The sequence below is a fragment of the Marinobacter sp. GH_1 genome (assembly GCF_048595985.1).
GTDB lineage: Bacteria > Pseudomonadota > Gammaproteobacteria > Pseudomonadales > Oleiphilaceae > Marinobacter > Marinobacter shengliensis.
Map to the genome: position 1 here is coordinate 898,067 of NZ_CP184460.1, position 18,376 is coordinate 916,442.

The following is an 18,376-nucleotide window of genomic DNA, read 5'->3' on the forward strand; positions in this document are numbered from 1 at the left end:
TACGAACCTGGGGTTTGGTGAAACACATGTCATCGGTTGAAACGGAAAACATGATTGTCGGCCTGGATATCGGAACTTCCAAAGTGGTTGCGATTGTCGGCAAGCGCAAGATGGATGGAACCATCGAAGTGGTTGGTATCGGCTCACACCCGTCCCGCGGCCTCAAGCGGGGGGTGGTGGTGAATATCGAAACCACGGTTCAGGCCATCCAGCGGGCAGTGGAGGAAGCTGAACTGATGGCTGGCTGCCGAATTCATTCGGTCTACGCAGGCATCGCGGGCAGTCATATCAAGAGCCTGAACTCCCACGGTATCGTGGCCATCCGCGACCGGGAAGTGACTCAGGCCGATATCGACCGGGTGATCGACGCGGCCCAGGCGGTTGCCATACCCGCTGATCAGAAAATCCTGCATATCCTGCCGCAGGAATTCGTGATCGATAACCAGGAAGGCATCAAGGAGCCCATGGGCATGTCCGGTGTGCGCCTGGAAGCCAAGGTGCACCTGGTGACCTGCGCGGTAAACGCGGCACAGAACATCGAGAAATGTGTGAAGCGCTGCGGCCTTGAGGTAGACGACATCATCCTTGAGCAACTGGCATCGAGCCACGCGATTCTGACCGAGGATGAAAAAGAGTTGGGTGTCTGTGTGGTGGATATCGGTGGGGGCACCACCGATATCGCGGTGTTTACCGGCGGTGCGATCCGCCATACCGCGGTGATTCCCATTGCCGGTGATCAGGTCACCAATGACATTGCCATGGCGCTGCGCACGCCAACGCAAAATGCCGAAGAGATCAAGATCAAATACGCCTGCGCGCTGACTCAGCTCGCCGGTGCCGACGAAACCATCAAGGTTCCCAGTGTCGGGGACCGGGCGCCCAGAGACCTGTCACGGCAGGCGCTGGCGGAAGTGGTGGAGCCCCGTTACGAGGAGCTGTTCACCCTGGTGCAGTCGGAACTTCGCCGGTCGGGATTCGAAGACATGATTCCCGCAGGCATCGTGATTACGGGCGGTTCGTCCACCATGGAAGGGGTGGTGGAGCTGGCCGAAGAAATCTTCCACATGCCGGTAAGGCTGGCCTGTCCGCAGGCGGTCTCCGGCATGACCGAAGTGGTCAACAACCCGATCTACGCCACTGGTGTGGGGTTGTTGATTCATGGCTTCCGGCAAATGGATCTTGGCCGGGCGCCGGTGCTCAAAGGGGAGGATGCACCTTCCCTGATTGAGCGCATGAAAGCCTGGTTTACCGGTCACTTCTGACGGTGAATCAGCAGGTAGTACACGAAGGTATCTCGAAAAACACAAAACGATCGAATGAAACCGGTCTGGAAAGACCGGAAACAGCACGAAGGAGTAGGGGATATGTTTGAACTCGTTGATAGTGTTCAGCAAAACGCAGTTATAAAGGTTGTCGGTGTTGGCGGTGGTGGCGGTAACGCCGTTCGTCACATGCTTAACAGCGACATTGAAGGTGTGGAGTTTATCTGCGCCAACACAGACGCCCAGGCACTGAAAGACCTGGACGCCCGCCAGATTATCCAGCTTGGTGGCAATATCACCAAAGGTCTGGGTGCTGGTGCCAACCCGGAAGTGGGCCGTCAGTCTGCCCTGGAAGATCGTGATCGTATTGCCGAGGCGCTCAGCGGCTCGGATATGGTCTTTATCACCGCCGGCATGGGTGGTGGAACCGGCACCGGTGCCGCGCCTGTTGTCGCGGAAGTGGCCCGGGAGTTGGGTATCCTGACCGTTGCCGTGGTCACCAAGCCGTTCCAGTTTGAGGGTGGCAAGCGTATGAGCGTGGCCGAGTCCGGCCTGAAAGAGCTGGGCGAGAGCGTTGATTCACTGATCACCATCCCGAACGAGAAGCTGTTGGCGGTCATGGGAAAGAAGACCAGCCTGCTGGACGCCTTTGCCTCCGCCAACGACGTGTTGCTGGGCGCGGTTCAGGGTATCGCTGACCTGATCACCCGCAACGGTATGATCAACGTTGACTTTGCCGATGTTAAAACCGTGATGTCCGAAATGGGCAACGCGATGATGGGTACCGGCCGCGCCACCGGCGAGAACCGCGCCCGTGAAGCCGCTGAGGCCGCCGTTCGCAGCCCGCTGCTGGAAGACATCAACCTGCAGGGCGCCAAGGGCATCCTGGTCAACATTACCGCCGGCATGGATCTGAACCTGGGCGAATTCTCCGAAGTTGGCGACATCGTTCGTGAATTTGCTTCAGACGCCGCCACGGTGGTGGTGGGCACGGTTATCGATCCGGAAATGACCGACGAGCTCAAGGTCACCGTGGTGGCGACGGGTCTCGGCGGTGAGCGTGAGAAGCCCACCAAGGTGGTGGACAACTCACGCACACTGGACGGCAAGACCGATTACAACCAGTTGGATCGGCCTGCTGTGCTGCGTCGTCGTGCGGTTTCGCAGGGCAATGTGGCGCTGGACCAGAGCAAAGAAAGCGAAGAGCAGGGCGTGGACTATCTCGATATTCCCGCATTCCTTCGCCGGCAGGCTGATTGATAATCTGTCTCACCTGTGTTCGGGGGTATCGGTTTCAACGCAGCCAGATGGAACCTTTAGTCCGGAATAAACGTGAGCTGGTTGGCCATAGCGGATGACTATTGCAATTTTTAAGTAAAGTCATGTTGGCTAAATGGTACTCAGTCTTGAATTCTGATATTCTCCGGGCAGTTTTTTGCTCAGAATATCGACTTTTTGTGACGGAATGATGAACCGATGATCAGACAACGGACACTCAAAAATACCATCCGTGCGACCGGTATCGGCCTGCACTCAGGGGAAAAGGTTTACCTGACCCTGAAGCCGGCTCCGGTTGATACGGGCATCATCTTCCGCCGTACGGACCTCGACCCAATGGTTGAGATCCGGGCATGCGCGGAAAATGTAGGTGAGACCATGCTGTCCACGACGCTGGTAAATGACGGTGTCCGTGTGGCGACCGTAGAGCATTTGCTCTCAGCCATGGCTGGTCTTGGCATTGACAACTGCTATGTCGAACTGAGCGCGGCGGAAGTGCCGATTATGGATGGTTCAGCTGGGCCGTTCGTATTCCTGCTGCAGTCTGCCGGCATTTCCGAACAGGATGCCGCCAAGCGGTTTATCCGCATCAAGCGGGAGGTCACCATCGAAGAAGGTGACAAGAAAGCGACCTTCCTGCCGTTTGAAGGCTTCAAGGTCAGCTTCGGTATCGACTTTGACCATCCTGTGTTCAAGGGTCGTGCCCAGACCGCAACGGTGGATTTCTCCAGCACGTCTTTTGTGAAGGAAGTCTCCCGTGCCCGTACCTTCGGGTTCATGCGCGATATCGAGAAGCTGCGTGCGATGAACCTGGCGCTGGGTGGCAGCGTGGACAATGCCATTGTGGTCGACGACTACAAGATCCTTAACGAAGATGGCCTTCGTTATGACGATGAGTTCGTCAAGCACAAGGTTCTGGACGCGATCGGCGATCTCTACCTGCTGGGCAACAGCCTGATCGGTGAGTTCCGCGGTATCAAATCCGGTCACGACTTGAATAATAAGCTGCTGCGCAAGCTCAGGGCGGAAGAAGACGCATGGGAAGTGGTGACCTTCGATGATGAAGCCACTGCTCCTATCTCTTACATGAAACCTGTGCTCGCGGTGGGTTAAGGCCGGAAGCCTTAATCCCGGACGTGGCTTGCGAGTTTTTCGAGAACCTCGCGTAGTGCTTTATCCTTCGTGTGCCCGGCTTCCTCTTTGAGGAGCCGGGCATTTTCTTTGCTGAGGGGCGTCATTTTCGCCTCCGGTTTGTCCCGGTACCTCAAGGGTGACACCTTGATGCGAACCTTCCAGACAAACCTGAACAACTCCTGCTCCCGCAGCTTTTCCATGATCTCGTGTTGCCGGAACCGTAACCGGGTAGCCTTGCTGGCGTTGTCGGTGGCCAGCACCAGTTCTCCGTCGGTACAGCTGACAAAACGCGTGCCGTCTGCCAGCTCCTCCGGAACCGCGTCGAGCACCAGTTGTTCCGCCTGCTGGTGAAGCTCGGCTTTGGTCAGCAGGGCTTTCAGAGTAGAGCCGGGGCTGGAAGCCACTTTGCCAAAGATCATTTTTTGGTCATTTTTTTTGCTCATAACCGGCTTTTTTCTCGACGGGACTGTTTACGATTGGTTACACTTCGGCACGCTTTGTGCGTAGCGCTGATAACACACTCGTTTTACATTGTGGGTAATGAGTATGTCTACCGGGCGCTGCGATTTATCAGTACGTAGTTGTTGCCAAGGATAGCAGAACCGCTCGGATATTTATTTCCGGGCCGCAGCACTACAGGGACAGGTATGCGGCTCTTCAATGAAATCGAATGACGATATGAACGTAATATTCGTTGGCAAACGCCACGGCCGTTCCCGGGCAATCGCGCTCAACGCCGGTATTGTTGCAGCTCTGGTGTTTACTGTGCTGGCGCTGCTGTTGGCGGCTGGCTGGGCGGGTTATCAGGTGGCCGTGGCAAAGGCGGAAGCCAAAAAGCCCACAGAGACCGAACTGGTATCTACCTGGCAAGACAAGCTTCAGGAGCAGCGGGCCGAGGTGACGCGGGTTCGGGAGAACGTGCAGCAGCAGGTGGACGCTTTGACACTCCGGCTTGGTGATATCCAGGGGCGGCTTCTGCGACTGGATGCCCTTGGTCAGCGCTTCGTTGAGTCCGGGCTGGTGGCCAGCGATGAATTCAACTTTGATCAGCCGGCGGCTGTTGGTGGCCCCGAAGACGGTATGGGTGGTGAGTCCTACAGTGCCCCTGAGTTGACCGATATGATCGAGCAATTGGAGCGCACGCTGGATGATCGTGAAAAGCAGCTGCGATTGCTTGATAAGGTGGCGTCCCGCAACAAGCTCGAAGACGAGCTGTATCTGCAGGGCCGTCCCATTACCTGGGGCTGGTTGTCGTCCCCTTACGGATACCGTACCGACCCCTTCACTGGCAAGCGCCGCTGGCATGCCGGAGTGGATCTGGCGGGTAAGGAAGGCAGTGATATCATCACTGTCGGTGCCGGCGTTGTGACCTTTGCCGGTGACCGCTTTGGCTACGGCAATCTGGTTGAGGTAGATCACGGCGACGGGCTGGTTACCCGTTATGCCCACGCCAAGACCATCAAGGTCGAAACCGGTGATGTGGTCCAGAAAGGGCAGGTTGTGGCACTGATGGGAAGCACCGGCCGGTCTACTGGCCCCCACGTGCATTTTGAAGTGATCCGCAATGGCAAGTCCGAAAATCCTGAGAAATATATCCAGCGCGCAAGCCGCTGATTCCATTCCCGTGAACCCCACCTTTTGTCCTGTCGCCAAATAAGGTTAGAATGCCGGCTTCCTCCGTTTAACTGAAGAAGCAGTGGTCTATGTTCACAAAGCTTGCAACGAAGATGTTCGGCAGTAAAAACGCCAGAGAAATCAAGCGGATGCGAAAAACCGTTACGCGCATCAATCAACTTGAAGAGGCGCTGGGCGGGTTGTCGGACACCGAGTTGCAGGGCAAGACCGCTGAATTCCGCCGGCGTCTTGATGAGGGCGAAGCCCTGGATGCCCTGCTGCCCGAAGCCTTTGCCACCGTTCGCGAGGCCAGCCGCCGGGTGATGGGCATGCGTCATTACGACGTACAGCTGATTGGTGGTATGACCCTGCACGAAGGCCGCATTGCCGAGATGAAGACCGGTGAGGGTAAAACCCTGGTGGCCACCGCAGCGGTTTATCTCAACGCATTGCCCGGCAAGGGCGTTCACGTTGTCACCGTCAACGATTACCTGGCAAGCCGTGATGCCGAGTGGATGGGCAAGCTGTATCGCTTCCTTGGCCTGACCATTGGCGTGGTCGTTGCTGGTCAGCCACCGGAAGAGAAGCGCGCCGCCTACCAGGCGGATATCACCTACGGTACCAACAACGAATTCGGCTTTGACTACCTGCGCGATAACATGGCCTTCAGTATTGATGACAAGGTTCAGCGCGGTCTCAACTTTGCCATCGTGGATGAGGTGGATTCCATCCTGATCGACGAAGCCCGTACCCCCCTGATTATTTCCGGTGCTGCCGAAGATTCCTCGAAGCTCTATCAGGCCATCAATACGCTGATTCCGGGCCTTGAAAAAGGCGAGGTCAGTGAATCCGGAGAAAGCTCCGGCGACTTTACCATCGACGAAAAGTCACGCCAGGTGGAGCTCACCGAGGCCGGTCATGAGAAGGTTGAAGAATTACTTCTGGAGCGAGGCCTGCTGCAGGAGGGCGAAAGCCTTTACTCGGCAGCCAACCTGAGCCTGCTGCACCACGTTCATTCGGCCCTGCGGGCTCATCACCTGTTCCAGAAGGATGTCGACTACATCGTTCAGGGTGGTCAGGTGGTGATCGTTGATGAACACACCGGCCGGACCATGCCGGGCCGCCGCTGGAGCGAAGGCCTGCACCAGGCCATCGAGGCGAAAGAAGGCCTGAAGATCCAGGCCGAGAGTCAGACCCTGGCGTCGACCACCTTCCAGAACTATTTCCGTCTGTACGACAAGTTGGCCGGCATGACCGGTACCGCAGACACCGAAGCTTTCGAATTCCGTCAGATCTACGGTCTGGACGTGGTGGTGATTCCGCCCAACAAGCCCATTCAGCGGATTGACTACAACGACCTGGTGTACCTGACCCAGGAAGAAAAGTTCCACGCCATCATTGATGAGATCAAGGATGTCACGGGTGAAGGTCGGCCTATCCTGGTGGGTACCGCGTCCATCGAGGCCTCCGAGCTGCTGTCCATGCTGCTCAAGAAGGCCCGCATCGAGCACAAGATCCTAAACGCCAAGCAGCATGACTCTGAGGCACTGATCATTGCCCAGGCGGGTCGCCCCGGCGCGGTGACGATTGCAACGAACATGGCCGGTCGTGGTACGGACATTGTGTTGGGCGGTAACTGGGAATACGAAGTGGCCGCCCTGGATAATCCGTCCGAGGAAGAAGTCGCCCGCATGAAGGCGGAATGGACCGAACGCCACAATCAGGTGCTGGATGCCGGTGGTCTGCATATTATCGGTACCGAGCGTCACGAATCCCGGCGGATTGACAACCAGTTACGGGGTCGTGCCGGCCGTCAGGGCGATCCGGGTTCTTCCCGTTTCTTCCTGTCGCTGGAAGATAACCTGATGCGGATCTTTGCGCCTGAACGGGTGAAGAACCTGATGCAGGCCATGGGTATGAAAAAGGGTGAGGCCATCGAGCACCGTATGGTCACCAACGCCATCGAGAAATCCCAGCGCAAGGTGGAAGGTCGTAACTTCGACATGCGTAAAACCCTGCTGGAATACGATGACGTAGCCAACGATCAGCGCACGGTGATTTACGACCAGCGTAACGAGGTGATGGCGTCTGACGACATCTCCGAGATGGTCGACACCATTCGCAGCGATGTGGTTGACGCTATGGTCAGCGAGTTTATTCCGCCCCAGAGCATGCCGGAACAGTGGGACGTGGCCGGGCTGGAAGCGCAGCTGCAATCTGAAATGGCGATTGATCTGCCGATTCAACAGTGGCTGGATGAAGACAGCAAGCTGTATGAGGAAAACCTGCGCCAGAAGATTCTCGACGCTATCGTCACCGAATATAAGGCGAAAGAAGAGATTGCTGGCGCAGAGCCCATGCGCAAGTTCGAGAAACAGGTGTTCCTGCAGGTGCTCGACACCCTGTGGAAGGAGCATTTGTCGAACATGGACCACCTGCGCCGGGGTATCCACCTGCGCGGTTACGCTCAGAAGAACCCGAAACAGGAATACAAGCGCGAAGCCTTCAACCTGTTTGAGACCATGCTGGACACCATGAAGCGTGACGTCACCCGTGTGTTGTGTCATGTCCGGGTTCAGAGTCGCGAAGAGATGGAAGAGATCGAGCGCCGCCGCAAGGAAGAGCTGGAGCGGGAAATGGCCCGGGCCAAGTTGCGGCACGATCAGACCAGTGCCACCCAGGGTGAGGATGCTGGCCAGGGCAACCAGGCCCAGGGCACCCCGGAGACCTTTGTTCGCCAGGAGCGCAAGGTAGGGCGAAACGAGCCGTGTCCCTGCGGGTCTGGCAAGAAGTACAAGCAGTGTTGCGGTAAGGTCAGCTAAAACCTGAGCAGCAACCTCGGCACCAGAACCCGCAATCGGCCAGTGTATGGGCGGTATGCGGGTTTTGTCGTTTACAGTTTCGGATAGATTCAGGAGGCAGGCATGGCAGTAGGTCCCGGAACCTTACCCGAGTTTTACCCGGTGGCGGGTATCAAGGTGGGGATTGCGAGTGCGGGTATCAAAAAGCCCGGGCGTAAAGACATAGTGGTGTTTGAGTTGGTGCCGGAGGCGAGGGTAGCGGGCATCTTTACCCGCAATCAGTTTTGCGCGGCTCCTGTGGCACTCAGCCGTAAACACTTGGCCCAGGGCGCACCCCGCTACCTGCTGATCAACACCGGCAATGCCAACGCCGGTACCGGCGAACGTGGCATGGCCGATGCTCTGCGCTGTTGTGAAGCGCTGGCCGCCGAAGCAAGCGTTAGCCCTGACGCAGTGTTGCCGTTCTCAACCGGTGTGATCGGTGAGCCCTTGCCGGTCGACAAGATTGTCAAGGCGTTGCCGGAAGCCCTGGCCAGTGCCCGGGAAGATCGCTGGGCGGAAGCCGCCAGTGGCATCATGACCACCGACACCCGGCCCAAAGGTGCGTCTGTGCGGGTGGATCTGGGTGGCCATGCGGTGACCATCTCCGGCATCAGCAAGGGCGCGGGCATGATCCGGCCAAACATGGCCACCATGCTCGGGTTTATCGCCACCGACGCCCGCATTGCACCCGACGTGCTGCAGTCATTGGCGTCGGAGCTGGGCGAGAAGTCGTTCAACCGGATTACCATTGATGGCGACACCTCCACCAACGATGCCTGCATGTTGATGGCCAGTGGCCAGTACGACGGGCCGGAAATCACCGCAGACAGCCCGCACCTGCCGACGCTGAGAGAAGCCCTTCGCCAGGTATACCTGGACCTGGCCCATGCCATTGTCCGGGACGGTGAGGGTGCCACCAAGTTTGTCACCATCGATGTCAGCGGTGCGGCCAGCCAGCAGGAGGCCCTCGATGTGGCCTATACCGTCGCGCACTCGCCGCTGGTGAAGACCGCGCTGTTTGCTTCGGACCCCAACTGGGGCCGGATTCTGGCGGCGGTGGGGCGCGCGGGTGTGCCGGACCTGGACCTGGGCTCTTTGGAAATCTATCTGGGGGATGTCTGCCTGGTGCGCAATGGTGGCCGTGCCGATGATTACTCCGAAGACCGGGGTCAGCGGGTAATGAGCCAGGAAGAAATCACCATTGCCATCGACCTCAAGCGCGGTAGCGTTCAGGAAACCGTGTGGACCTGTGACTTCTCCCACGACTATGTGACCATCAATGCCGAATACCGTACCTGAGCCTGAGACCCTGGCGGGGAAGAAGCAGATCCACGTTGCCGTCGCCGTCATTATCCGTGACGGCCGGGTTCTGATTGCCCGCCGTCCGGATCACGTGCATCAGGGCGGACTGCTGGAGTTCCCGGGTGGCAAGGTGGAGTCGGGGGAAACCGTACAGCAGGCCCTGGTTCGGGAGATTGCCGAGGAAACCGGCCTGCAGGTGCCCCTGGCCAGCCTGGAGCCGGTGATCGGTATTCGACATGATTACGGCGATAAACAGGTTTTCCTGGATGTCTGGAGAACCACCGAAGCCGAGGGGCAGCCAGAGGGCCGGGAAGGGCAACCGATCAGCTGGCTGCGCCCGTGCGAGCTCGCCGATGCGGATTTCCCCGCCGCCAACCGCCCGATCATCAGGGCACTCAATTTACCGCAGCGCCTCGCGATTGTTGGCCCTATGGCATCCTGGCAGGACGGTATCAGCAGGCTGGAACGGTCGATTGGCGGGATGGCGGGGCAGCTGGTTGTGCTTCGGGCGCCTCAATTGCCGGATAACGATTACCTGAAACTGGCGGCAGAGGCTTTGCCGATCTGTTCCGGTGCCGGTGTCGGACTGGTTTTGCATGGGCATCCGCGCTTGCTTGGTGCGTTTCCGAAAGCTGCCGGCCTGCACCTGCCCTGGCGTGAAGCTCAGGCGCTCTCAAGGCGCCCTGTGCCGGCCGATCGATGGCTGGGGGTGTCCTGCCATGACCAGGGGCAGCTGCACCATGCGGCGGCTCTGGGTGCGGATTACGCGACGCTGGGCCCGGTGTTGGAAACGCCCACCCATCCGGGGCAACCCGGAATCGGCTGGGAGCAGTTCGAATTCCTGGTGGCCAATGCCAGGCTTCCAGTCTACGGGCTGGGGGGGCTGGGGCCAGGTCATGAAACACTGTGTCGTGAGCGGGGCGGCCAGGGCATTGCCGGTATCGGTTTCTGGTGGTGAGCCGCTGGCGGAGATTACGGATTTCCGCCGGCATCAGCCTGTGCGACAGTGGTTAAACAGTGACAGATCAACAACGAGCGGGGAGTACAGCGTGAGCAAGTTGACCCATCTGGATGATAAGGGTGAAGCCCGAATGGTGGATGTGACGAGCAAGGCCGTCACCGAGCGGGAGGCCCGGGCGGAAGCAACCATCCGCATGGCGCCGGAAACCCTGCGAATGATCATTGATGGTGAGCATCCCAAGGGCGACGTGCTGGCTACCGCCCGTATCGCCGGCATCATGGCGGCCAAGAAGACCCATGACCTGATTCCCCTGTGCCATGCCCTGAATCTGACATCGGTGAAAGTGGAGTTGTCTCCGGGGGCGGATGGCGCCTCTGTGCATATCCTTACCCGTTGCAAGCTGTCGGGGCAGACCGGTGTCGAGATGGAGGCGCTCACGGCTGCCAGTGTTGCCGCTTTGACCCTGTACGACATGTGCAAAGCCGTTGATAAGGCGATGGTGGTGGATGGTGTGCGGCTGCTGGAAAAGAAGGGTGGCCGCTCGGGACACTGGCGCGCGCCGGAACAATGATCTGCTCTCTGGCCTTGGCCGTACTCTTTCCGACCACACTGTATTCGGAGAGTAAACGTGCCAACACTACGCCAGGCAAGCAGCCGCATGATAGAATGCCCGCCCAATTTGTCAGAACCACGAGGAAATACAGTGGCTGTTCGTTACATTGAGACCTGCCGTTTGCCCACCCCCTTCGGTGTGTTCGACATGCACGGCTTTGAGGAGCCGGACACCGGAAAGGAGCATGTGGCACTAACGCTGGGCGATATTGATAGCGATGAGCCGCTGCTGGCACGTACCCATTCCGAGTGCCTGACTGGCGACGCCCTGTACAGTATGCGTTGTGATTGCGGGTATCAGCTGGAAGAAGCATTGCGCAGCATTGCCCGCGAAGGCCGTGGCATTCTGATGTACCTGCGCCAGGAAGGCCGTGGCATCGGGTTGCTGAACAAGATTCGCGCCTACCGGTTGCAGGACCAGGGCGCAGATACCGTAGAGGCCAACGAGCGGCTGGGTTTCGGTGCGGATTTGCGGGACTACAGCATGTGCAAGGACATGCTCGAGCACCTGGGGATCCGAAGCCTGAAGCTGATGACCAACAACCCCAGGAAGGTCAAGGCGTTGGAGTCTTACGGAATTCAGATTTCGGAGCGGGTTCCCCTGCACGTGGGTCGCAACCCGCACAACGAACACTATCTCAATACCAAGCAAAGCAAGCTCGGCCACTGGCTCGAGACTCATCAGGATGACGACCCGGCCTGATTGAGCCGGTTGGCAGAGTCGGCTGATAGCACGGCTGCGCTATCAGCCAGCAGTGATCACTTGATGGCGGTCAGGGCGGCGTTACCGAGGCGGTCAATCCGACTGGCGATGGCGCTACGGATACCTTCCGGGTCCAGCCCGCATTCCTTGAGCAATTCCCCGTGCTTGCCATGGTCGACGAAGCGGTCAGGCAAGCCCAGCTGCAGCACCGGCAGCATCACTTCCCGTTTATTCAGGCATTCGGTCACTGCGCTACCGGCACCGCCGGCCACCACGTTTTCTTCCAGCGTTACCAGCAGGTCATGTTGTTCGGCCAGTTCCAGTACCAGGCTCTCATCCAGTGGTTTAACGAAACGCATATCCGCCACTGTCGCATTCAGGCTGTCGGCCGCTTCCAGGGCTGAGCCCAACAGGGTGCCAAAGTTAAGTATGGCCACCCGAGCGCCCTCGCGGACAACGCGACCCTTGCCGAGGGGCAGAGCCGACAGCGCCTGCTGGATTTCGGCACCGGGGCCGGTGCCCCGGGGGTAGCGCACGGCAGCTGGGCCATGGTACTGAAGACCGGTGTGCAGGAGCTGGCGGGTTTCGTTTTCATCTGAGGGGGTCATCACCACCATTTTCGGGATGCAGCGGAGATAGCTGATGTCGAACGCGCCGGCATGGGTCGGGCCGTCTTCGCCCACCAGCCCCGCCCGGTCGATGGCAAACAGCACGTCCAGATCCTGGATGGCAACGTCGTGAATCAGTTGGTCATAGCCCCGTTGCAGAAATGTGGAATAGATTGCCACGACGGGTTTGGCGCCGTCACAGGCCAGTCCGGCGGCCAGGGTGACCGCGTGCTGCTCGGCGATGGCGACGTCAAAGTAGCGGTCCGGGTAGCGTTCGGAAAACGCCAGCAGGTCTGAGCCTTCACACATGGCGGGTGTAATGCCGACCACGCGCTCATCCTGCTCGGCGGCATCGCACAGCCATTGTCCGAAGACGTTGGCGTATTTTGGTTTGGCCTGCTTCGGTTTGACCGGCTCCGGTTTGCTCGGTGGCACGGGTTCAATCTTGTTGATGGCGTGATAGCCAATGGGGTCCGCCTCTGCGGGCGCAAAGCCTTTGCCTTTGGTGGTGACCACATGCAGGAACTGCGGGCCGTCCAGCTCCCGGATGTTCTCCAGGGTTTCAACCAGCAATGGCAGATCGTGGCCATCAATCGGGCCGATGTAGTTGAAGCCCAGCTCCTCGAACAGCGTGCCCGGGGCAATCATGCCCTTGAAGTGTTCTTCGGTTTTCTTCGCCAGCGCCATCAGGTGCGGGGTGCTTTTCAGCACTTTCTTGCTGCTGTCCCGAACCTGGTTGTAGGTTCGGCTGGCCAGCAGCTTGGCAAAATAGTTGGACAACCCGCCCACGTTGCGGGAGATCGACATGTCATTATCGTTCAGGATGACCAGCATGTCGGCATGCAGATGGCCGGCGTGGTTCAGGGCCTCGAAGGCCATCCCGGCGGTCATTGCGCCGTCGCCGATTACGGCGATGCTCTTGCGCCCGGTATTCTGCATGCGGGCTGCAATGGCCATGCCCAGTGCGGCGCTGATCGATGTGCTGGAGTGGCCAACGCCAAAGGTGTCGTATTCACTTTCCGCGCGTTTCGGGAACCCGGCCAGGCCATCCTTGCGGCGGATGCTGCCCATCTGTTCCCGGCGACCCGTCAGGATCTTGTGGGGGTAGGCCTGGTGGCCAACATCCCAGACCAGTCGATCTTCAGGCGTATTGAAGACATAGTGCAGGGCGACGGTCAGTTCCAGAACGCCCAGGCCGGCACCAAAGTGCCCGCCGGTCTGGCCGACAGACCAGAGCAGGAAAGCCCGGAGTTCTCTGGCCAGTTGGGGAAGATCTTCCTCGGGCAGGGTGCGCAGCTGGGCGGGCACGTCAATCCGGTCAAGAATGGGCGTGTTGGGCCGCTGCGACGGGATTTCCCTGAAAATGTATGTGTCCTGCATCAGCTCGGGTCTTTATCGGAATATGGATTCTATGACTGGCATTATAAGGGAACAGGGAGGTGTGTTTCACACTTCCCGGGCCAGATGTTACAAAACGGTGTCGTCAAACCGGCCGATTCTTGTTTGTCAGCGCGGTTCAGTGGCTTCTGGCCACCACATAATCGGCCATGGCCCTCAGCACCTCGGCTTCGTCGCCGAAACTGTCCAGGGCACTCTGGGCCTGATCCAGCAGCTTCTCCAGGTGTTCCCTGGCACCGGAAATACCCAGCAGGGCCGGATAGGTGGGTTTCTCCCTGGCGGCGTCCGAGCCCTGTCGCTTTCCGATGACTTCGGTATCGCCTTCAATATCCAGCAGGTCATCCTGCACCTGGAACGCCAGGCCCAGGGCGCTGGCAAAATCAGACAGGGCGGCCAGTTGTTGATCTGTGACCGAACCGGATGTCAGCGCGCCAAGGCGAACACTGGCTTCGATCAGGGCGCCGGTTTTATGGCGATGCATGGACTCAAGCTGTTCTATGGTCAGTTGGCGGCCAACCGATTCCAGATCAATGGCCTGGCCACCAACCATGCCCTGATGTCCGCTGGCGGTCGCCAGTTCCCGAATCATTGCGATGCGTTGTTGGTCTGACAGCTCCGGGGCCTCCGCCAGAAGTGCAAAGGCCAGGGTTTGCAGCGCATCGCCGGCCAGTATGGCGCTGGCTTCGTCAAACGCGATGTGAACGGTTGGTCGGCCACGCCGGAGGTCGTCGTCATCCATGGCGGGCAGGTCGTCGTGCACCAGGGAATAGGCGTGCACCAGTTCCAGCGCACAGGCGGGGGCCAGCGCCGCTAACGGATCGGCGCCGATGGCGCGGGCTGCGGCCAGGCACAGTGCCGGGCGAATGCGCTTGCCACCGCCCAGAACGCTGTAGCGCATGGCCTCATCCAGCCTGGGTGAGGCGGCGCCATCGCGAATGGAGCGTTCCAGTGCCTGGTCGATTTGCTGGCGGGATTGCTCCAGAAATTCCAGAGCCAGGGACAGGCGCTCACTCATCAGTTGGCATCATCCGCTGAAAAGGGACGGGTCTCCAGGGAGCCATCGCTGTTCTGAACCAGCTGTTCAACACGCTGCTCGGCGGTTTTCAGGGCGGTCTGGCATTCTCGGGTGAGCTTTACGCCCCGCTCGAAGGCTGCCAGTGACTGCTCCAGCGAAAGCTCTCCCTGCTCAAGATCGCGAACCAATCGCTCAAGTTCGTCCAGGGATTTTTCAAAGTCGGCAATGGATGTGCTGCTGTTATTCTCACCGGCCATGGGCGACCTCCGGTCAGGTGTTTCGGAAATTGCGCGGATTATATCAGAGTCCCTGAGCTATCGCTGCCAGGCGAATTGGCGTTTTTCCAGAGTTGTGGCATTCGGTCCCCAGGATTGCTCGGTGACTGACACCTGGCCCTGTCGGGACACGGTAACAACCGTGGTTGCTCGGGTTCCGTAGTGGTCGCCGACGATGAATGGTGAAGACAGAAATCGCTCGGTTTCCATGCCAACGCCGGTATCCGGAAGGCTCTGGTCTGGCGCTGGCGTGGTGTCCTGTAAGAGTGACAGTAGCTGTTTGTGCAGCGGCGCCGGGTCTTTGCGCGCTTGTTCCACGCAGTGGCCAACGGCCTTGCGTAGCCTCAGCAGTTTTGGCCAGGGGGTCTGCAGCAGGTGGTTACTCAGGCCATAAACGCCCCGGAATACCTGCCGGCCAGGGTGGGCGTCCCGATTGCTGTAATACCAGCCTCCAAGCCCGGTCAGCTTCACCAGGTTGAACCCAGCGTAGCGGCCCGGCTCTGCATCCAGTGAGGATTGCAGTTCACTGGTTGAGAGTCTCAGTGCGTGTAAGGGCAGTTCGCCACGGCTTTGGCGGCCAGCCTCGGGGCTTCCCTCCCGCACGTTGGTCACGGCTGTTACCGTGCCGTCGGTATTGACCGCCAACCAGGTGCCGCCGGATTCCAGGTCCTGTCCGGCCAGAATTTGCTGGCCGTTGTTGTCCTGCCACCAGTCCATGGCGGCGGTGGGGCGCCGGAAGAACTCGTCCCGGTTGGCTGCCACCACCAGGGGAAATTCCGGGCTTTGTCCGATGGCGAAAGCAATGAGGCACATGGTCGATGGCAATCCTTTAATTGAATTGGGAGGCTGCAGCGGTTGGCAACAATGCGTATCATACCAGCCTGATTTATTCCCGGGATTAAGCAAACAAACATGACCCTGATCGGTATATTCATTCTGTACCTGACACTAGGTGCACTGGCAGGCACCATGGCTGGCCTGTTCGGAATCGGTGGTGGCCTGGTTATCGTTCCGGTGCTGATTTTCACTTTTGGCTTCCAGGGGTTCAGTTCCGAGATCGCCGCTCACCTCGCTATTGGTACTTCTCTGGCCACTATTGTCTTTACGTCTATCAGTTCCATACGCACCCACCATATCCATGGGGCTGTCCGGTGGGAACTGGTGCGGCCCATGACGGTCGGAATCATCGTCGGGGCATTGGCCGGCGCGTGGACTGCGTCGCTGCTGAGTGGCCCGATGCTGAAAACCATCATTGGCGCCTTTGCGATTCTGGTCGCGCTGAAAATGCTGCTGGAAGCAAACCCCAAGCCTGGTCGGGATGTGCCTGGAAACGCCGGGCTCGGGGTGGCCGGTGGGTTTGTGGGCTGGGCATCTGCCATCTTCGGAATTGGTGGTGGCACAATCTCCGTGCCTTACCTCACCTGGTGTAACGTGCGCATGCAACAGGCTGTCGCCACGTCCGCGGCTTGCGGCTTGCCGATTGCCTTGGCCGGCGCTGCTGGCAACATCTGGACCGGCTGGCAGAACCCGCAGCTGCCTGATTTCAGTGTTGGGTTTATCTATTTGCCGGCGTTGGTCGGTATTGTTGCCACCAGTGTCTTTTTTGCCCGTTTCGGCGCAAAGCTGGCGCACAAGCTGGATGGCCGCCTGTTGAAGAAGATATTTGCCGTTGTGCTGATCCTCGTCGGCCTCCGATTCCTGCTGAGTTGAGAGCGTATTCATGTTGCAACACCCGCAGATTGACCCGGTGGCTATTGCCATCGGCCCCCTGAAAATCCACTGGTATGGCCTGACCTACCTGGTTGGCTTCGCCGCCGGCTGGTGGCTTGGCCGCCTGCGTAGCCGCAAACCCTGGTCGCCCCTGAATGAAGAGCAAGTAGGTGACCTGCTGTTTTATATGGCCCTGGGTGTCATTCTCGGTGGCCGTTTCGGGTATGTGGTGTTTTATAACTTCGATGCCTTCCTGGCCGACCCGCTATGGTTGTTGCGGGTGTGGGAAGGGGGGATGTCGTTCCATGGCGGCCTGCTGGGCGTCATGCTGGCGATGTGGTGGTTCGGGCGTAAAACGTCGGCCGGGTTCTGGAGCATCGCCGATTTTGTGGCGCCGCTGGTGCCGGTGGGCCTGGGCGCGGGCCGCATCGGCAATTTTATCAACGGGGAGCTTTGGGGCAAACCTACGGATGTGTCTTGGGGCATGGTGTTCCGCACCGCCCCCGACAGCCTGGCCAGGCACCCCTCCCAGATCTATCAGTTTGCCCTGGAAGGGGTGGTGTTGTTCGCCATCCTGTGGTGGTTCTCCTCCCGGCCCCGCCCGAAAATGGCCGTCTCTGGCCTGTTTCTGGCCTGCTATGGCAGTTTCCGATTCTTTACCGAATTCTTCCGCCAGCCTGACCCGCAACTGGGTTACCTGGCCTTCGACTGGCTGACCATGGGGCAGGTGCTGTCGTTGCCCATGGTCATTGCTGGCGCTGCCCTGATTGTTATTGCTTACCGGAGAAACGCTGCATGAAAGCTTACCTCGACCTGATGCAAGACGTTGTTGACAACGGATTCGACAAGGGCGACCGCACCGGCGTTGGCACCCGCTCCGTGTTCGGCCGGCAAATGCGCTTCAATCTGCAGGATGGCTTCCCCCTGGTGACCACCAAGAAAGTCCACCTACGCAGCATCATTTACGAATTGTTGTGGTTCCTGAAAGGTTCCACTGACAACAACTGGCTGGCGGAACGAAAGGTCAGCATCTGGAACGAATGGGCACTCGATAACGGCGACCTGGGGCCAATTTATGGCAAGCAGTGGCGCAGCTGGCAGTGCCACGACGGCCGCGTGATCGACCAGATCAGCGAGGTTATCGAGCAAATCCGAACCAAGCCCAACTCCCGGCGCCTGATTGTCTCCGCCTGGAACCCGGCGGAACTTCCGGACGAGTCGGTCAGTCCGCAGGAGAACGTGCGGGAAGGGCGCATGGCGCTGGCTCCCTGCCACTGTCTGTTCCAGTTCTATGTGGCGGACGGCAAGCTGTCTTGCCAGCTTTACCAGCGCAGCGCGGATCTGTTTCTGGGGGTGCCCTTTAACATTGCGTCTTACGCTTTGTTGACCCACATGATTGCCCAGCAGTGTGATCTGGATGTTGGCGAGTTTGTGCACACGTTTGGGGACTGTCACTTGTACAGTAATCACCTGACCGACGATATCGTGTTCGAGCAGCTAAAGCGCGAGCCCCGTGCCTTGCCCAGGCTGGTCATCAAGCGCAAGCCGGAATCCATCTTCGACTACGAGCTGGAAGATTTCGAATTCGAAGGCTATGACCCTTACCCGGTCATCAAGGCCCCTATTGCGATTTGATTGATGGTCTGGCGGTGTTTTCGTCA

17 protein-coding genes are annotated in these 18,376 nt (G+C 58.9%); 12 read left to right on the top strand and 5 right to left on the bottom strand.

The window, feature by feature from the left end:
- Window positions 1-26: 26 nt before the first annotated feature.
- From ftsA to lpxC, 3 genes are all read left to right on the top strand, one after another.
- The gene (gene ftsA / locus ACNSOI_RS04160; RefSeq protein WP_058091004.1) at window positions 27-1,262 is read left to right on the top strand and encodes a cell division protein FtsA; all 1,236 of its coding nucleotides are present in this window, start codon (window positions 27-29) and stop codon (window positions 1,260-1,262) included.
- A 102-nt stretch (window positions 1,263-1,364) separates the two neighbouring features.
- Entirely contained in the window at window positions 1,365-2,522 is a 1,158-nt protein-coding gene (ftsZ, locus tag ACNSOI_RS04165) for a cell division protein FtsZ (RefSeq protein ID WP_058091003.1), read from the top strand.
- Between the two features lie 216 nt (window positions 2,523-2,738).
- Window positions 2,739-3,653: a UDP-3-O-acyl-N-acetylglucosamine deacetylase gene (lpxC, locus tag ACNSOI_RS04170; protein ID WP_058091002.1), complete on the top strand. Its 915-nt coding sequence runs from the start codon at window positions 2,739-2,741 to the stop codon at window positions 3,651-3,653.
- A gap of 11 nt (window positions 3,654-3,664) precedes the next feature.
- Here lpxC and ACNSOI_RS04175 read toward each other — a convergent pair whose 3' ends face one another.
- The gene (locus ACNSOI_RS04175; RefSeq protein WP_061333016.1) at window positions 3,665-4,117 is read right to left on the bottom strand and encodes a DUF721 domain-containing protein; all 453 of its coding nucleotides are present in this window, start codon (window positions 4,115-4,117) and stop codon (window positions 3,665-3,667) included.
- A gap of 235 nt (window positions 4,118-4,352) precedes the next feature.
- Between ACNSOI_RS04175 and ACNSOI_RS04180 the strand changes: the two genes are divergently transcribed.
- The 6 genes from ACNSOI_RS04180 to ribA all read left to right on the top strand — a co-directional run bounded on the left by ACNSOI_RS04180 (window position 4,353) and on the right by ribA (window position 11,709).
- On the top strand, window positions 4,353-5,288 hold the full coding sequence (locus tag ACNSOI_RS04180) for a M23 family metallopeptidase (protein ID WP_244178157.1): 936 nt from the start codon (window positions 4,353-4,355) through the stop codon (window positions 5,286-5,288).
- An 89-nt stretch (window positions 5,289-5,377) separates the two neighbouring features.
- A complete protein-coding gene (secA, locus tag ACNSOI_RS04185; RefSeq protein ID WP_072678058.1) occupies window positions 5,378-8,110 on the top strand; it encodes a preprotein translocase subunit SecA in 2,733 nt (910 codons plus the stop codon).
- A gap of 102 nt (window positions 8,111-8,212) precedes the next feature.
- On the top strand, window positions 8,213-9,430 hold the full coding sequence (argJ, locus tag ACNSOI_RS04190) for a bifunctional glutamate N-acetyltransferase/amino-acid acetyltransferase ArgJ (RefSeq protein WP_420195197.1): 1,218 nt from the start codon (window positions 8,213-8,215) through the stop codon (window positions 9,428-9,430).
- Window positions 9,411-10,391: a Nudix family hydrolase gene (locus ACNSOI_RS04195; RefSeq protein WP_286253967.1), complete on the top strand. Its 981-nt coding sequence runs from the start codon at window positions 9,411-9,413 to the stop codon at window positions 10,389-10,391. Before argJ ends, ACNSOI_RS04195 begins: the two co-directional genes overlap by 20 nt.
- Window positions 10,392-10,482: 91 nt before the next feature.
- Window positions 10,483-10,965: a cyclic pyranopterin monophosphate synthase MoaC gene (moaC, locus tag ACNSOI_RS04200; RefSeq protein WP_058090996.1), complete on the top strand. Its 483-nt coding sequence runs from the start codon at window positions 10,483-10,485 to the stop codon at window positions 10,963-10,965.
- Window positions 10,966-11,097: 132 nt separating this feature from the next.
- Complete coding sequence (gene ribA, locus ACNSOI_RS04205; RefSeq protein ID WP_058090995.1) at window positions 11,098-11,709, top strand: GTP cyclohydrolase II; 612 nt, start codon at window positions 11,098-11,100, stop codon at window positions 11,707-11,709.
- A 56-nt stretch (window positions 11,710-11,765) separates the two neighbouring features.
- Here the strand turns inward: ribA and dxs are convergent, their stop codons facing one another.
- The 4 genes from dxs to ACNSOI_RS04225 form a co-directional block, all read right to left on the bottom strand.
- Complete coding sequence (dxs, locus tag ACNSOI_RS04210; protein ID WP_230713971.1) at window positions 11,766-13,697, bottom strand: 1-deoxy-D-xylulose-5-phosphate synthase; 1,932 nt, start codon at window positions 13,695-13,697, stop codon at window positions 11,766-11,768.
- 136 nt (window positions 13,698-13,833) lie between these two features.
- Entirely contained in the window at window positions 13,834-14,730 is an 897-nt protein-coding gene (gene ispA, locus ACNSOI_RS04215; protein ID WP_286253971.1) for a (2E,6E)-farnesyl diphosphate synthase, read from the bottom strand.
- Window positions 14,730-14,987, bottom strand: a complete 258-nt coding sequence (locus ACNSOI_RS04220; protein ID WP_058090992.1) for an exodeoxyribonuclease VII small subunit — start codon at window positions 14,985-14,987, stop codon at window positions 14,730-14,732. Before ACNSOI_RS04220 ends, ispA begins: the two co-directional genes overlap by 1 nt.
- Before the next feature lie 57 nt (window positions 14,988-15,044).
- Entirely contained in the window at window positions 15,045-15,818 is a 774-nt protein-coding gene (locus tag ACNSOI_RS04225; RefSeq protein WP_286253974.1) for an NRDE family protein, read from the bottom strand.
- A gap of 99 nt (window positions 15,819-15,917) precedes the next feature.
- On the opposite strand from ACNSOI_RS04225, the gene ACNSOI_RS04230 reads away from it, so the two are divergent.
- The 3 genes from ACNSOI_RS04230 to ACNSOI_RS04240 are packed head-to-tail and all read left to right on the top strand — an operon-like array spanning window position 15,918 to window position 18,350.
- A complete protein-coding gene (locus ACNSOI_RS04230; RefSeq protein ID WP_106693386.1) occupies window positions 15,918-16,715 on the top strand; it encodes a sulfite exporter TauE/SafE family protein in 798 nt (265 codons plus the stop codon).
- Between the two features lie 10 nt (window positions 16,716-16,725).
- A complete protein-coding gene (gene lgt, locus ACNSOI_RS04235; RefSeq protein ID WP_061333025.1) occupies window positions 16,726-17,514 on the top strand; it encodes a prolipoprotein diacylglyceryl transferase in 789 nt (262 codons plus the stop codon).
- Entirely contained in the window at window positions 17,511-18,350 is an 840-nt protein-coding gene (locus ACNSOI_RS04240) for a thymidylate synthase (protein ID WP_106693389.1), read from the top strand. The genes lgt and ACNSOI_RS04240 overlap by 4 nt, the downstream gene beginning before the upstream one ends.
- The last annotated feature ends 26 nt before the right edge of the window (window positions 18,351-18,376 follow it).

Excerpts from the sequence above, each read along its gene's own strand:
- ftsA (WP_058091004.1), top strand. The coding sequence starts at position 27 with ATGTCATCGGTTGAAACGGAAAACATGATTGTCGGCCTGGATATCGGA.
- ftsZ (WP_058091003.1), top strand. The coding sequence starts at position 1,365 with ATGTTTGAACTCGTTGATAGTGTTCAGCAAAACGCAGTTATAAAGGTT.
- lpxC (WP_058091002.1), top strand. The coding sequence starts at position 2,739 with ATGATCAGACAACGGACACTCAAAAATACCATCCGTGCGACCGGTATC.
- ACNSOI_RS04175 (WP_061333016.1), bottom strand. The coding sequence starts at position 4,117 with ATGAGCAAAAAAAATGACCAAAAAATGATCTTTGGCAAAGTGGCTTCC.
- ACNSOI_RS04180 (WP_244178157.1), top strand. The coding sequence starts at position 4,353 with ATGAACGTAATATTCGTTGGCAAACGCCACGGCCGTTCCCGGGCAATC.
- secA (WP_072678058.1), top strand. The coding sequence starts at position 5,378 with ATGTTCACAAAGCTTGCAACGAAGATGTTCGGCAGTAAAAACGCCAGA.
- argJ (WP_420195197.1), top strand. The coding sequence starts at position 8,213 with ATGGCAGTAGGTCCCGGAACCTTACCCGAGTTTTACCCGGTGGCGGGT.
- ACNSOI_RS04195 (WP_286253967.1), top strand. The coding sequence starts at position 9,411 with ATGCCGAATACCGTACCTGAGCCTGAGACCCTGGCGGGGAAGAAGCAG.
- dxs (WP_230713971.1), bottom strand. The coding sequence starts at position 13,697 with ATGCAGGACACATACATTTTCAGGGAAATCCCGTCGCAGCGGCCCAAC.
- ispA (WP_286253971.1), bottom strand. The coding sequence starts at position 14,730 with ATGAGTGAGCGCCTGTCCCTGGCTCTGGAATTTCTGGAGCAATCCCGC.
- ACNSOI_RS04220 (WP_058090992.1), bottom strand. The coding sequence starts at position 14,987 with ATGGCCGGTGAGAATAACAGCAGCACATCCATTGCCGACTTTGAAAAA.
- ACNSOI_RS04225 (WP_286253974.1), bottom strand. The coding sequence starts at position 15,818 with ATGTGCCTCATTGCTTTCGCCATCGGACAAAGCCCGGAATTTCCCCTG.
- ACNSOI_RS04230 (WP_106693386.1), top strand. The coding sequence starts at position 15,918 with ATGACCCTGATCGGTATATTCATTCTGTACCTGACACTAGGTGCACTG.
- lgt (WP_061333025.1), top strand. The coding sequence starts at position 16,726 with ATGTTGCAACACCCGCAGATTGACCCGGTGGCTATTGCCATCGGCCCC.
- ACNSOI_RS04240 (WP_106693389.1), top strand. The coding sequence starts at position 17,511 with ATGAAAGCTTACCTCGACCTGATGCAAGACGTTGTTGACAACGGATTC.